Below are 13,949 nucleotides of genomic sequence, written 5' to 3'. Positions count from 1 at the left end.
TACAGTTAGCTAGAAGCCTCGCGTTTAGCTCGAACTTGGATTTAACTCGTACTCAGTAATAAGCCCATTTCTACAATGGCAACAATGCCGAGCAACAAGGCCAACACTTTCCAAAACTGGATTGGGTTTCGGTTTATTAAAGGTTGCTTGGCTTTGCTTTTTACCAAGCTTTGGTTCGGTGTGTAAAGGTCAGCGACAAAATCCCCCAACACTTGATGACGTTCGCTTGGCGATTCCGCACTGGCTTTTTGTAACACCAAATCCACCCAACTTGGTAAGTCAGACCGCTTTTGTGTGATGGGCTGATATTCCCATCGATGGTGACGAGATTGATTAAGCGATTGTGCCGTCATCTCAGAGTAGGGCAATGTACCCGTGAGCATCTCATAGCCGATCACTGCGATAGAGAACAAATCTGAACTTGTGGTCGCCGTATTGTGCTTGATGGTTTCTGGAGCAATATAATTGACCGCGCCTAATGGCGTGTCGTCCTTGTCGGTGAGCTCTCCCTCTTCAAGGCCTCTCACCAGCACCGCACCAAGGTCGATGATTTTAATCTCACCATCACGTTGAATCATGATGTTCTCGGGCTTTAAGTCTCGGTGCACCATGTCAGCGCGTTGTAATACTCGAATACCTTGCGTGATCTTTTCTAAGATTTCGCGCACTTCGTTTAGTGACGGTTTTGGATTATCGTACATCCATTGTCTTAGCGTGATGCCTTCGACCCATTCGCAGATTTGATATAAGAATTGCGAATGCTCTGGTGTCGGATAAACCTTCATGACGCGTTTGTTGTTGAGCAAGATGCCAGCCCATTGTTCGTTGAAGAAGGTTCTAAGTTGAGCAGGGCTATCGTGGTATTGAACGGAAGGGACTTTTAGCACGAACTCGGTTTGTGTCTCTTTCTGCATAACACGATACACATGGCTTCTTGAGCCTGCATACAACACCTCAAGTACCATAAAGTTGTCGATACTTTGCCCGAGTTTTAAAGCGGGTGGGATGGCACGTTTAGCCAGTTTTTCATGGAATTCAATCAGCGAAGGCTTAGGTAGGTGGTTAACTTGCACAATCAAGCAGCTTACGTTGTCTGAACTGTTGTAGCTTAAAGCGGTATTACAGATCGTTTGTGCAGCGTGTTCGAAATCAACGCCGGGTTTGTCGATATGTTCCTTGAATGTGTTGGGCGAGACAAACTCATGCACACCATCCGATGTGAGGATGAAGCAATCATTCTTCTTGATTGGCAAGGCTTGATAGTCAACGTTGAGCTGATTATCCATACCTAAAGCTCGCGTCAGGTAATGCTTCTGCCCCATGGTTTTACGAGTATGGTCTCGAGTAAGTTGGCGCAGTTCACCATCTCTTAATAGGTAAATTCGACTGTCACCCACATGGAATATATGCGCGGTGTTCGATTTCAATATCACGCTGCTAAAGGTGGAAACGAGCGCATTGTGGTTAACTTGTTGTGCGGGATGAATATTAGAAACAGAAGTGTTGAACAGCCAAGAGTTGAGCGAGGTTAGGACTTTTTGCGCTGAACGCTGAATGCTCCAGCTATTGGGCGTGGCGTAATAGTCGTCGATAAACTGCATCACGCTAGTGTGACTAGCTTTTTGGCCGTGCTCACTGCAACTTGCGCCGTCGGCTATACAAGCAACACTGCCTTTTAGCTCTTGCTCTGCACGAGTCTTAGGGTGCTTTACAATGATGGCGTCTTGGTTTTCATCACGTACGCCTTTATTGGAATAACCACCAAACTTAAGCATAAGCTGATTATTGGATTCAGGCGTGATGACTTGCCCTTGGCTGAATGAAATCGTCATAACTGGTCTGCTTCTTAACTGTCTTCTTCTTAACTGGCCGTTTTCTCATCTGCTTGAGAGCACATCTGAGAAAGAACAAAAGCTCTAGTGAACGTAGAGCTTCTGAACGAAGCACCAAAGCGGTGATACCAACCTTGGTGCTTCTCCCGATTCAATGAGTGGTTAGCTCGATACGTTAATTAAGGTCACGCTACCGTCGTCATTCACTTCAGCAATTTGACCGTTAGGCTCTTCCATGAACATCAGAGTAACGAAGCCTAGTACCGCTGTTCCTGCAATCACTAAGAAGAAGGTTTGGTAACTTACGAACGAAAGTACCGTTAGGTAAACTACCGCACCCACGTTACCGTAAGCCCCGGTCATACCTGCAATTTGGCCTGTCATACGACGTTTAATCAGTGGCACTGTTGCAAACACCGCACCTTCACCCGCTTGCACGAAGAAAGAACACGCCATTGCCGCAACAACTGCTAACCATACTGGCCATGTGCTGTCGACTTGACCCATTGCAAAGTAACCCACAGCAAGACCAATCGTAAGAATAAGCAGTGTTGGTTTACGACCAAACTTATCTGAAATCCAACCGCCACCTGGGCGAGACATTAGGTTCATAAAGGCATAAGCCGATGCAACCATACCTGCAAGAACCGGCGTTAATTCAAAGGTTTCAGAGAAGAACAGTGGCAGCATAGAAACAACAGCCAGTTCAGAACCAAATGTCGCGAAATACAACACGTTCAACACAGCAACTTGCTTGAATTTGTATCTGTGAATTTCTGGTACTTCTTCTTTGAATACGTTCTTATTTACCTTCCAAACTTGCGACACTTCGTACACGTAAAGTGCGGCTAAACCTGCATACACTGAATATACCGCCATGTCAGACAACATGTTGATGTTGCTTGGTGATAGCTTCCATGTCAGTAGCGCTAAAGCGGCATACATCGGGATCTTCATAATGAGTAGGAAGAAAAAGTCACCCTTTGATGTCACTTCCATTGCCGTTACTTGAGCTGGCTTGAAGTAAGTCGAACCTTTTGGTGTATCCGATACATTTTTGTAGAAGATAAACGAGAACGCTAAGCTCATAAGGCCAGTAATACCGACCGCATAACGCCAGCCGTCTTCGCCACCAAATGCTAGAGCGAGAGTTGGAAGTGTAAATGCTGCCGCTGCTGAACCGAAGTTACCCCAGCCGCCGTAAATACCTTCAGCCGTACCCAGTTCATTGTGTGGGAACCACTCAGACACAAGACGAATACCGACCACGAAGCCTGCACCGATGAAGCCTAATAGGAAACGTGCAATCGCCGCTTGAATGAAAGAGTCTGCCATAGCAAACATAAAACAAGGGATTGAACAGATCGCGAGTAGCGAAGAGTAGACCAATCTAGGGCCGTATCGGTCGGTTAACATACCAATCGCGACACGCGCTGGAATGGTTAAGGCAACGTTGAGAATAAGGAGTGTTTTGATCTCTTCAGTGGAAAGGCCAAGCGACGTTTTTACCATTTGCAGTAGTGGAGCAAAGTTGAACCACACTACAAAGGTGATAAAAAAGGCCATCCAACTTAGGTGTAAGGTTTTCATCTTACCCGTAAATGAAAGCAGCGAAAATTTTGTGTTATCCATGGTTTAAATCCTTTAAATCTGGAAAATTACCCGGTTTTAGCTCGTGCGTTACTTCCGAAATTCGAACGCATTCATGTGGCTAAACCCTATGCCGAAATTGCTCACGCCTATAAAGCGTTTACATGATGATGTCGGCGTTTAGTTAACTGGCGATAGCAAGCGGTGCGAGAACCTGTACTTGCTCTCCTTGCTTGCGAACTTCAAATTTCACGAGCTTGAGATCGGGTTGTTCAAGGCACGCGCCAGTTTCTAAGTGGTAATGCTGCTTATATAAGGGCGAGGCTACGTAAGGCTCACCGCTTAATGAACCAATTATACCACGTGACATAACATTCGCCTTGCCGATAGGGTCGTAATTAGAGAGCCCATAAAGCGTGTCGCTGCGCTTGCAGTAAAAAATAGCCACTTGGTTATCGTCTACTTTGGCGCAAATTCCACCATTTGGGGTTAACTCCCGGGTGCTGCATACGGTTGTCCAATTTTCCATGACTTTCTCCTAGTCAAAACATAAAGCTAATAATCAATTTAATTAGGGTGATAGCCGACAGCAGTTTTCTTGGGCTGCGCCACTGTCGACTATCGATATTGGGTTTCGTTGTTACTGATTCACTCACACGTCCATTCGGCTTATGAAACTTCCGTGACTTCGATTTGGTCTGCTTTAGTCAGCTTTGTATCGCGTTTTGTATTCGAAGAATCACTCAAACTTGGCTTTGGAAAGCGTTGCTCTCGTTCTTTGATGAATGACAGGCTAGTGTCCATTTCTTCGCTGTTGATGTAGTGCTGGAAGCGTTTCATCTTTTCAGGGTTTTCGATGGTCGTTTTCCATTCACACTGGTATTTTTCGATGTTGAGGGCGATATCGGCTTCAAGTTCTTCAGCAACGTTGAGCTTGTCTTCAATCACGACTTGTTTGAGGTATTCGATGCCGCCTTCAAGGTTTTCCATCCATACCGATGTACGCTGTAGGCGATCCGCGGTACGTGTGTAGAACATCAGAATGCGGTCGATGTATTGCAGCAGAGTGGTTTCATCAAGGTCGGTAGCAAAAAGGTCACCATGGCGAGGACGCATACCGCCGTTACCACAGATGTAGAGGTTCCAGCCTTTGTCGGTAGCGATAATGCCAAAGTCTTTCGATTGAGCTTCTGCACATTCACGAGTACAGCCAGAAACCGCAAACTTGATCTTGTGTGGCGAGCGTAAGCCTTTGTAGCGGTTCTCGAGTCTAATCGCTAAGCCAACACTGTCGTCGACACCGTATCGACACCAAGTGCTACCGACACACGATTTCACGGTACGTACTGATTTACCGTAGGCATGGCCAGTTTCAAAACCTGCATCGATCAGCTTTTTCCAGATGATTGGCAGTTCGTTAAGTTGCGCGCCAAACAAGTCGACACGTTGACCACCTGTGATTTTGGTATACAGGTCGAACTCTTTTGCGACTTCGCCAAGCACGATTAACTTATCTGGTGTGATTTCACCGCCAGCAATACGTGGTACCACAGAGTAGGTGCCATCTTTTTGCATGTTACCGAGGTAGATGTCGTTGGTGTCTTGCAGTTCGATGTGTTGATCTTCGAGGATGTAATCGTTCCAGTAAGAAGCCAAAATTGAACCGACTGCTGGCTTACATACGGTACAACCTAGTCCGTTTCCGTGAGAATCTAACAGCTCATCAAAGGTCTTAATTTTGTTGACGCGGATGATGTCAGTGAGTTCTTGGCGAGAATAAGCAAAGTGCTCACAAATATCGTTAGAGACTTCAACACCTAGGTTACTTAGCTCACTATCCAGAACCTGTTTAGCAAGAGCAGAACAACCGCCACAACCGGTTGAGGCGTTGGTGGTTTCTTTCAGTGCTGCCATGGTGGTGCAGCCAGCAGATACCGCGTCTTTAATGTCGCCTTTGGTCACATCAAAACATGAACAGATCACAGCGCTGTCTGGCAGAGCTTCAACACCCATTGCCGAACCTGAATCATCCGCCAAGTTAGGTAAAATCAGTACCGATGGGTTTTCAGGAAGGGGCATATCGTTTTGCTTGATTTGCAGTAGCGAGCCATAGGCTTCTGCGTCACCAACCAATACTGCACCGACAATCTTTGTACCGTCAGCTGAGATGATCAGGCGCTTATAAACTTGTTCGATTTCATCGTTATAGGTATACGACTGAGCGCCTTCCGTCTTGCCGTGTACTTCACCAATACTGGCTACGTCTACACCCAGTAGCTTGAGCTTGGTGCTCATGTCTGCGCCAGTGAATTCAGACTCGTCAGTGCCGTCAGAGACAATATGCGAAGCCGCGATTTTTGCCATGGAATAACCAGGGGCTACTAAGCCGAAGATCTTGTTGTCCCAAAGCGCACATTCACCAATGGCGTAGACGTTATCGATGTTGGTCTGACAGTGGTTGTTGATGACAATACCGCCACGTTCGCCAATCTCGACATCAGAGCTTCTTGCAAGCTCATCTTGAGGGCGAATACCTGCCGAGAACACGATCATATCGGTTTCTAAATGGGTGCCATCCGCGAAGTTCATGCGGTAGCGAGAGGTTTCGCCTGCCACAATTTCAGAGGTTGCTTTCTCGGTATGAACTTGCACACCAAGGTCTTCAATTTTTCTGCGCAGTAGGGCGCCGCCACCGTCATCTAATTGAACGGCCATTAGGCGAGGCGCGAATTCAACCACATGGGTTTCTAAGCCAAGGTTTTTGACTGCGTTTGCGGCTTCTAAGCCAAGCAGACCCCCACCAATGACCACGCCTGATTTGCTGCTCTTGCTTGAAAGCTCGATGGCGTCTAAGTCTTCGATAGTACGATAAACGTGACAGTGTTCTTGGTCGTTACCGGGAATAGGAGGAACAAAAGGAAAAGAGCCCGTCGCCAAGATTAGCTTGTCGTAACTTTCAACATGACCACTCTCAGTGATGACTTGTTGATTGGCTGTGTCTAGCTTGGCGACTTTCTGGTTCAACAAGTAGTTCACGCCGTTGCTTTGGTAATACTCTTCACTGGTTAATGACAAGTCATCAGCGGTTTTACCATTAAAGTAGGCGGTGAGCTGAACACGGTCGTACGCTAGCCTTGGCTCTTCGCTAAAAGTAATTACATCAAACTCATCACTGTCTGATTGCAGGATGTTGTCGATAAATTTGTGTCCAACCATGCCGTTACCAACAACGACGATTTTCTTCTTGCTCATAATCCATTCCTTATTCTCGGCATCACCATCACTAGCATCTAATTTCTAGTCGTTAGCAGATGAATACCGGGTTGAGATTCCACTCAATTCATAATCATTAAGAAAAACAAAAATGTTTTTTCTAAGTCTTGGTTTTTAGTGGAGCAAGGAGGGTGCCAGATTGCGAGTTGTTCATTTAAATAAAATTTAATCTATATATTTCAGATATTTAAAAATTTAAGGTGGCACGTAATTACCCCTAAAGTGGTATGTAAAATTTTTGTTAGATTTATATAAATGAGCGTTTGTGGTGCAACTTTCCGCAAGATGGTGCAAAAATTAAGTTTCTATCTTGGTTAAGTTCGATTTTGTTCAGCGTTGATATTTTATCTTTAATTAAGTTGTTGTTTTTAATTGGAAATATTTCAATTTGGTCGACTGGTATTAAGTGGCGTGCTATTTGCTTGGTTTGAGTTATTACAATTATGGATAATTGAGCGAGAAACGGATGACCGATTCAAACAGCGGCTGGATAAAATCAACCTGTGCTTATTGTGGTGTAGGGTGTGGAATAGAAGCGAGACCGACATCGTTAGGAAAACTAGAAGTACGTGGTGATAAAGATCATCCATCAAACTATGGAAAACTATGCACTAAAGGGATTGCGCTTGGTGATACCGTCACGCCTTTAGGACGCCTAACACAGCCTGCTCATATTCAGAATGAGCAAAAACAAGAGCTGGATTGGAACAGTGCCACTCAGTTGGTCGCAGACAAATTCAATCAAACCATCGAAGAATTTGGGGCCGATTCGGTTGCGTTCTATGTTTCTGGTCAGCTGCTTACCGAAGACTATTATGTTGCCAATAAACTGATGAAAGGCTTCATCGGCAGTGGCAACATCGACAGTAACTCTCGCCTTTGCATGGCTTCAACCGTGGTCGGGCATAAGCGAGCATTTGGCGCAGACACAGTACCTGTCTGTTATGAAGATCTCGAGCAAGCCGATCTAGTCGTGATTACAGGCTCCAACCTAGCATGGTGTCACCCGGTACTTTTCCAAAGGCTAAGAGCCGCGAAACAAGCCAACCCTGCATTGAAAGTGATCGTCATCGACCCGCGTTACACCGACACCTGTGAAATTGCTGATATACACTTGGCATTGGAGTCAGGCTCAGACGTGGCGCTGTTCAATGGTTTGCTAGCGTACTTAGATGACAACGACAAACTCGATGCTGATTACATTGAAAAACACACCCAAGGTTTTACTGAAGCGATACGAACAGCCACAGATTACCGTTATACCGAATCAGGCTGGGGCAAAAAAAGCGTTCCTGAACTGACGGGGCTTAGCGAGCAACAACTCGAACAGTTCTACCAGTTGTTCGCATCTAACGAGAAAGTACTTACCATCTACTCTCAAGGCGTAAACCAATCCACCCAAGGGTGCGACAAGGTAAACGCCATTATTAACTGCCATTTAGCGACCGGGAAAATCGGTAAGCCGGGCATGGGTCCATTCTCTGTCACAGGCCAACCGAACGCGATGGGTGGGCGTGAAGTAGGCGGTTTAGCCAATACCTTAGCGGCACACTTTGAATTTGGTGATCCGCAATCACACCAAACCGTGAGCGAATTTTGGCAGACCGACAGCTTAGCCACTCATGCAGGGTTGAAAGCGATCGACCTGTTTGATGCCATGAATGAGGGCAAGATAAAAGCTGTGTGGATCATGGCAACCAATCCAGTGGTGAGTTTGCCTGACAGCGAGAAAATCAAAACCGCATTAGAGATGTGTCCGTTTGTGGTGGTGTCGGACTGCATTGCCGATACGGAAACCACACGTTTGGCTGATGTGGTGTTGCCTGCGCAGGGGTGGAGTGAAAAGTCCGGCACTGTGACTAACTCTGAGCGTCGAATCTCACGTCAGCGCCGTATATTACCGAGCCCTGGAGAAGCCAAACCGGATTGGTGGATCTTAAAAGAAGTCGCGCAAAAAATGGGATTCAATGAACAGTTTGATTACCGCCACGAAGGCGAGATCTTCAAAGAGTATAGCGAGATGACAGCGCTCGGCAATGAAACGGGCAAAGCGCGCGATTTGTGCTTAATTGGATTAACCAAACTGGATGAAAAAGGCTATGGCGAGCTGACTCCACAGCAGTGGCCAGTACTTGAGTATCAACCAGAGATCATTGAACAGCGCATGTTTACCAATGGCGAGTTCTTTACTGAATCTGGCAAGGCGCAGTTTATTGCGGTTGAACACGATAAGCCGATTGCTGATACCAGTGTCGAATTTCCACTCATCATGAACACAGGGCGAATCCGAGATCAATGGCACACCATGAGCCGAACTGGCTTGGCTGCTGGCTTAGGTGAGCATACACCCGAACCTTTTGTTGCCATGCACCCAGACACGGTCGCTGCACTTGGTTTAGATGAGTTTGGGCTAGATGCCTTCAATCACACCACTATTAATCCAGTAGTGAAAGTGCGCAGTGCACAAGGCGAATGCCAAGCTCGATTAGTGGTGACCAAAGAGATGCGCCGAGAACAAGTCTTCATGCCAATTCACTGGAATGCCCCAACCGCCAAAGATAGCAAACCATGTGACCTGATTTTGCCTCATACCGATGCCGCATCAGGCCAGCCAGAATTCAAACACACACCTGTTGTGGTAGAGCCGTGTGGTTATCGCAGTGAAGCCGCACTGGTCAGCGACAAAGTGATGGATTGCAGCGGCTTTGATTACTGGGTACGTCAAAGAGTAGAGGGCGGTTTTCTGTATCGTATATCTTCATCTAAGAACCCAATGGAGTTGGTGATTCAGCTTGCCAACACCCTTGATGCCTTACCAGAACCAAACACGGATGCGATTAAATCACTCCATTACCACGGCAATAAATCGTTCAAGAATTATGGTTCTGCCAAGCTGGATCAATTTGGTGTGAAGCAAGCCTTTGTGGTGAACTGCAAGCTCGACCATCAAAGCATCGACTGGCTGGTGGAGTGCTTAACCCGAGAAGCCGATGAAGAGTTCGAAGCCGAGTTTTTGAGTACATTGGCGAAGTAGTTACTACCTCTCACTCACCATAACTATAGCAAAAACGCCGACAATCATGTCGGCGTTTGTGTTTGAAAACACGGTTTCCAAGATACACCCTTCATAGCCTGAACTGCGGTTTACTCATACATTGGGCGTTTTTCTGCATTTTTCCGAAACTATATGGAAAATATCTGCTTTTCGTCATGTTTGATACGAAGATAAGTAGGTAAGATGATGTTATTAAATGAGTTATTGGGCTTGGCCTGAACGGTTTAGATTACTAGACAGAATTGTTTCAGAGACAAAATGCAGAATTATTCTGTCTAATATAGCTGTTAGTACACTATGAAAAGGTTCAGTATTTGATGGATTTATCGTTAGTTTTTAGCCATGCTTTGGCGTTTTTAATTGGAGCATTGTCACTTTATTTTACCGCTTACACCAAAGCCAAGGGGGTAAACAAAGCTCTCAAAGAGGACATTGAGTCATTGGAAACCTTGAAGCAACAGATCGTTGCCAAGCACACTAATGAGCTAGAAAGTATTAAAAAACAACACCAACTCGATATAGAAAAGCGCAAATTCAAATACGAAGATAAACGAGCTCAGTTTTCTAAGTACTTTAGATTGATCGATGAGTTTAACTCGAAGTGCAATTCAGTATTTGTGGAACGCTTTCCTCAAATGAACCAGCGTCTGTTAGCTGGGCAAATTTCTGGGTGTCAGGACACTGCAAACAAGAGCCTACTAGATTTTAATCATGAAATTATGCTCTTGTTTAATGAATTAAATGAAGAGCAAATTAAGGTTAATACCGAGTCAAACAGTATACGATTAATCGCCTCTCCAGAGGTAGATGCTCTTCTTGATAGTTTTTCAGAAAAAATAAAACAGTCATATGAAGACTCTGTTGCAATGCTTAAATTTATGGGGACTCCCGAATTTATTCTCGACAAAAGTTTAGTTAAGCCACTTCAGGAGCAACTTGTTTCAAGTGGTGCCCAAGTGCTAAGGGCACGTGAGGCGTTAAAACAGCAAATGAAGTTTGAATTAGACGAAATATAGTGTACTAACAAAGCGTTTAAGACGGATTCCCAACGCTCGGCATTTTTAGTTTGCTTTGAATTTAGTGTTTACGGCACAATACTTTAGGTGCAGTGGTCTGCGTTGCTCACCACTTAACGCGGCGTTAGGTTTTTCCGCGGTCAAATTGAATTGAGGGGATATCATGGATTATCAAACGAAGCTCCAATTTGCACATAAAGAGCTCAATGATAAAGGTGTTTGGAAGTCGAATTACAATCCACCAATAGCCAAGTTACTATGCAAAATGGGACTTAACTTCCCGCCGCCTTATTATCAGACCTTCATGGACAACTGGATTATTTCAGCCATCATGTTCGCTCCTGTTTGGGGTGTTTTAAATTGGTTTGTGGTTTGGAGTAAAGCAGATAAGCCAGTTCTCGAAGCTGTCTATATGTCTCTGATTGGTGGTGTTTTGTTTGGGCTAATTATGGCGACATTTTACTTTGTTAGACGAAAGCAATTGAATCTGTCGGAGTGGAGTTCTTTGGGAGAATAGCCCCAAAATCTAACAAGTATTTAAGAAGGATTCGCAACGCTTGGCGAATTTCGTTTAAATTCAGCTTTAGTGTTTAAGGTGGCTTGTCGAGGCTATGGCGTCGCTCACCTCTTAAGACGGCGTTATGTTGCGGATTGAATTTATCCTATTGGAAGGAATGTATGGTTGTACTGAGGGAAATGCGTCAAGAAGAGTATCCTGATTATTGTCAGTACTTTATTGACGATTATAGTCGAGAAATTGCTCAAAACTATGGGCACTCAATGGAGCTTGCCATTGAGTTGGCAAAAAAAGATCTTCATCGTTGTTTTCCGAACGGGTTGGAGGGGAAAGAGCATTCGTTGCTTTGTATCGAAAGCGAATTGAATGGACAACAGTGCTTAGTTGGATATTTATGGCATTCCGTTAATGTTACTGACAAGTCTACTTTTATATACGACTTTTACGTGTCGAGTGAATATAGAGGTTGTGGTTATGGAACAGCGGCGATATCTGAATTAGAAAAACAGTTGCAAGAATGCGGTGTTGAACAAATTAAGTTGAGGGTTGCTTATCATAATGAACGAGCCCTCAAACTATACCAAGCTGTAGGTTTTGCCATTACGGGCTTCAACATGTCTAAAAAAATAGGTGATATAGCCTCAACATAACAAACTGTTTAAGAGTGATTCGCAACGCGTGGCATTTTTACTATGCGTTGCGTTTAGTGTTTAAGGTGGTATGCGGTGGCATCGGTATTGCGTTGCTCACACCTTAATCCGGCGTTAGCTGCTTTGAGGTTAATCATTAGTAAGGTGTCGTAATGAGAATATTGGTAACAGGCTCTGCGGGTAGGGTCGGGCGTGCAATTTATATTAAATTAATGCGAACACATGACGTAGTCGGCATTGATAAAACACCTTGCTCAACAGCCGATTATATTGGTGATATCCGTGATAGCGCTCTGATTGATGGGGTTCTTGAAAATATTGATGTCATCGTTCATACAGCAGCTCTTCATGCTCCTCATGTTGGTTTAGTACCTGATTCAGAGTTTACATCTATCAACGTAGATGCGACTGAGAAATTGGCTTTGGCTGGCGTAAAAGCAGGTGTTAAGCACTTTATTTTTACCAGTACAACCGCGTTATACGGCTATGCCTCGACACCTAAAAGTATTGCAGGTTGGATTGATGAGGAAGTTACCCCAAAACCCAAGTCGATTTATCATAAAAGTAAAATTGCGGCTGAAACTAAGCTAGAAGAAATTTCAAATCTGTTTCAGCTTCCAGTGACTGTGTTGCAAATGTCGAGATGCTTTCCTGAGCCTGCGGATTTAATGGCTATATTTCGCCTGACTCGTGGTATTGATGCTCGCGATGTAGCAAATGCTCATTTATGTGCTGTGGAAAAACGCTTAAGCGGTTTTAATCGTTTTATAATCTCAGGTGCAACGCCTTTTCATTTTTCTGATTGTGAAGCTCTATATAATGAAGCTGGAGCTGTTATCACACATAAGTGCCCAGAAATCGCGCTAGCATTTCAACAAAGAAGCTGGCAATTACCTCAAAGCTTAGATCGCGTATATGATTCGTCGTCCGCACGTGAGAAATTAGGTTGGTCTCCTATACATGGTTTTGAAAGTATTTTAGAAATGCTAGATACTGAAACCGCTGAAGTATTACCAGTTTTGAAACTCAGCTAATAAAGCTTTTAAGACAGATTCGTAACGCGTGGCATTTTGGCGATGCGTTGGTTTTAGTGATTAAAGTGGCTTTTAGAGGCTTTTGTATAGCGTTACGCTCTCGTATCGTTCAGAAGCTGCTTTTAGTTTTGAGTTCTGTGTTGCAGGACGGTCTAAAGCATCCATTAGCAACATAGCATCAGCTTGGCTCAGTTTTAAAGTTTGTTCACGTTCGATGACTTGTTTCGCTTTTTCAACTGCAGCGCTTAGTACAAATGAGTCAATACTAGACATGCCGGCGATCGCGGCTGCTTTAGTTAGTAAATCTTGTGTATCGACATCAACTCTAGCGGTGATGCGAGGCAAGGTAGTAGCCATAATGTTATCTCCTGTTGTGTCAAAGTGTCACATGGGTGTTATGGTCTTAAAGTGTGCAATAAGCAATTCTGTGTCACTTTGGCACTCAAGCCAACAAACGTTTAAGAATCAAGACAACCAAACAGGGCGCCAACAGGCGCCCTTTGTGTTAGTTGGAAACGCTGTAAGTGTCGTAGTCGCGCAGTAAGAAGAGTGCGACACAGGCAGCGAGCATTGGCCAAGAGGCAAAGAAAAGTAGGTTATTGAATGGGTCCATGTATTTAGCGAAAGAAGCGAAGGTGGAACCTGCATGCAAGACCAAAACCGCACCGTAGGTGTACTTCTTCCACATGCCAACCACGAATGCGCCTAAAAAGCCGAGCTGCGCGACACCCAGCGCCATCATCGCGTTGTCCGAGATGTCGATGCCATAAAAACCAGACAGTACTTTTGTCGCGTGTTCAGGGACAAGGATCTTATCTAAGCCCCAGAACAAGAAGACGATAAAAATGCCGACTCTCAGCAGCAATAGGCTTGTCGCCAATTTGGTTTGAAGTGTCTTTTCCATGATATTCCTTTTGTGTATTCAAGATGCGATGACGTTAAATGTTCATCAAAGGAGACCTATGGCTATTGTGTTTTCTTT

11 protein-coding genes are annotated in these 13,949 nt (G+C 44.8%); 5 read left to right on the top strand and 6 right to left on the bottom strand.

Features of this window, described 5'->3' with window-relative positions:
- Positions 1-41 precede the first annotated feature (41 nt).
- The 4 genes from L4C44_RS04450 to nirB all read right to left on the bottom strand — a co-directional run bounded on the left by L4C44_RS04450 (position 42) and on the right by nirB (position 6,674).
- Complete coding sequence (locus tag L4C44_RS04450) at positions 42-1,832, bottom strand: bifunctional protein-serine/threonine kinase/phosphatase (protein WP_428804467.1); 1,791 nt, start codon at positions 1,830-1,832, stop codon at positions 42-44.
- A 162-nt stretch (positions 1,833-1,994) separates the two neighbouring features.
- A complete protein-coding gene (locus L4C44_RS04445) occupies positions 1,995-3,464 on the bottom strand; it encodes a NarK family nitrate/nitrite MFS transporter (RefSeq protein ID WP_428804466.1) in 1,470 nt (489 codons plus the stop codon).
- A gap of 142 nt (positions 3,465-3,606) precedes the next feature.
- Positions 3,607-3,951, bottom strand: coding sequence for a nitrite reductase small subunit NirD (gene nirD / locus L4C44_RS04440; protein ID WP_372385164.1), 345 nt, complete (start codon positions 3,949-3,951; stop codon positions 3,607-3,609).
- Positions 3,952-4,091: 140 nt separating this feature from the next.
- Positions 4,092-6,674: a nitrite reductase large subunit NirB gene (gene nirB, locus L4C44_RS04435; protein WP_428804465.1), complete on the bottom strand. Its 2,583-nt coding sequence runs from the start codon at positions 6,672-6,674 to the stop codon at positions 4,092-4,094.
- Positions 6,675-7,146: 472 nt separating this feature from the next.
- Between nirB and L4C44_RS04430 the strand changes: the two genes are divergently transcribed.
- The 5 genes from L4C44_RS04430 (at position 7,147) to L4C44_RS04410 (ending at position 12,967) form a co-directional block, all read left to right on the top strand.
- Complete coding sequence (locus tag L4C44_RS04430; RefSeq protein ID WP_146490138.1) at positions 7,147-9,729, top strand: molybdopterin oxidoreductase family protein; 2,583 nt, start codon at positions 7,147-7,149, stop codon at positions 9,727-9,729.
- A 338-nt stretch (positions 9,730-10,067) separates the two neighbouring features.
- Entirely contained in the window at positions 10,068-10,766 is a 699-nt protein-coding gene (locus L4C44_RS04425; RefSeq protein WP_428804464.1) for a hypothetical protein, read from the top strand.
- 163 nt (positions 10,767-10,929) lie between these two features.
- The gene (locus L4C44_RS04420) at positions 10,930-11,283 is read left to right on the top strand and encodes a DUF6404 family protein (protein WP_146490142.1); all 354 of its coding nucleotides are present in this window, start codon (positions 10,930-10,932) and stop codon (positions 11,281-11,283) included.
- Positions 11,284-11,444: 161 nt separating this feature from the next.
- The gene (locus L4C44_RS04415) at positions 11,445-11,933 is read left to right on the top strand and encodes a GNAT family N-acetyltransferase (protein WP_146490143.1); all 489 of its coding nucleotides are present in this window, start codon (positions 11,445-11,447) and stop codon (positions 11,931-11,933) included.
- Between the two features lie 152 nt (positions 11,934-12,085).
- Positions 12,086-12,967 (top strand): NAD-dependent epimerase/dehydratase family protein, encoded by an 882-nt coding sequence (locus L4C44_RS04410; protein ID WP_372385156.1) that lies wholly within the window; start codon positions 12,086-12,088, stop codon positions 12,965-12,967.
- A 72-nt stretch (positions 12,968-13,039) separates the two neighbouring features.
- On the opposite strand, the gene L4C44_RS04405 is transcribed toward L4C44_RS04410, so the two are convergent.
- On the bottom strand, positions 13,040-13,324 hold the full coding sequence (locus L4C44_RS04405) for a type II toxin-antitoxin system TacA family antitoxin (RefSeq protein ID WP_372385155.1): 285 nt from the start codon (positions 13,322-13,324) through the stop codon (positions 13,040-13,042).
- 148 nt (positions 13,325-13,472) lie between these two features.
- Positions 13,473-13,871 carry a hypothetical protein gene (locus L4C44_RS04400; RefSeq protein ID WP_428804463.1) on the bottom strand — a complete coding sequence of 133 codons (399 nt, stop codon included), beginning with the start codon at positions 13,869-13,871 and terminating at the stop codon, positions 13,473-13,475.
- Positions 13,872-13,949: the final 78 nt, after the last annotated feature.

Source organism: Vibrio satsumensis (assembly GCF_050337435.1).
In the GTDB taxonomy this organism is placed as follows: domain Bacteria; phylum Pseudomonadota; class Gammaproteobacteria; order Enterobacterales; family Vibrionaceae; genus Vibrio; species Vibrio satsumensis.
Note: the sequence above shows the minus strand (reverse complement) of the source record. Positions and strands in the feature narration are given on the sequence as shown.

Bases quoted from the DNA above. Each gene is read 5' to 3' on its own strand.
- L4C44_RS04450 (WP_428804467.1), bottom strand. From the start codon at position 1,832: ATGACGATTTCATTCAGCCAAGGGCAAGTCATCACGCCTGAATCCAAT.
- L4C44_RS04445 (WP_428804466.1), bottom strand. From the start codon at position 3,464: ATGGATAACACAAAATTTTCGCTGCTTTCATTTACGGGTAAGATGAAA.
- nirD (WP_372385164.1), bottom strand. From the start codon at position 3,951: ATGGAAAATTGGACAACCGTATGCAGCACCCGGGAGTTAACCCCAAAT.
- nirB (WP_428804465.1), bottom strand. From the start codon at position 6,674: ATGAGCAAGAAGAAAATCGTCGTTGTTGGTAACGGCATGGTTGGACAC.
- L4C44_RS04425 (WP_428804464.1), top strand. From the start codon at position 10,068: ATGGATTTATCGTTAGTTTTTAGCCATGCTTTGGCGTTTTTAATTGGA.
- L4C44_RS04420 (WP_146490142.1), top strand. From the start codon at position 10,930: ATGGATTATCAAACGAAGCTCCAATTTGCACATAAAGAGCTCAATGAT.
- L4C44_RS04415 (WP_146490143.1), top strand. From the start codon at position 11,445: ATGGTTGTACTGAGGGAAATGCGTCAAGAAGAGTATCCTGATTATTGT.
- L4C44_RS04410 (WP_372385156.1), top strand. From the start codon at position 12,086: ATGAGAATATTGGTAACAGGCTCTGCGGGTAGGGTCGGGCGTGCAATT.
- L4C44_RS04405 (WP_372385155.1), bottom strand. From the start codon at position 13,324: ATGGCTACTACCTTGCCTCGCATCACCGCTAGAGTTGATGTCGATACA.
- L4C44_RS04400 (WP_428804463.1), bottom strand. From the start codon at position 13,871: ATGGAAAAGACACTTCAAACCAAATTGGCGACAAGCCTATTGCTGCTG.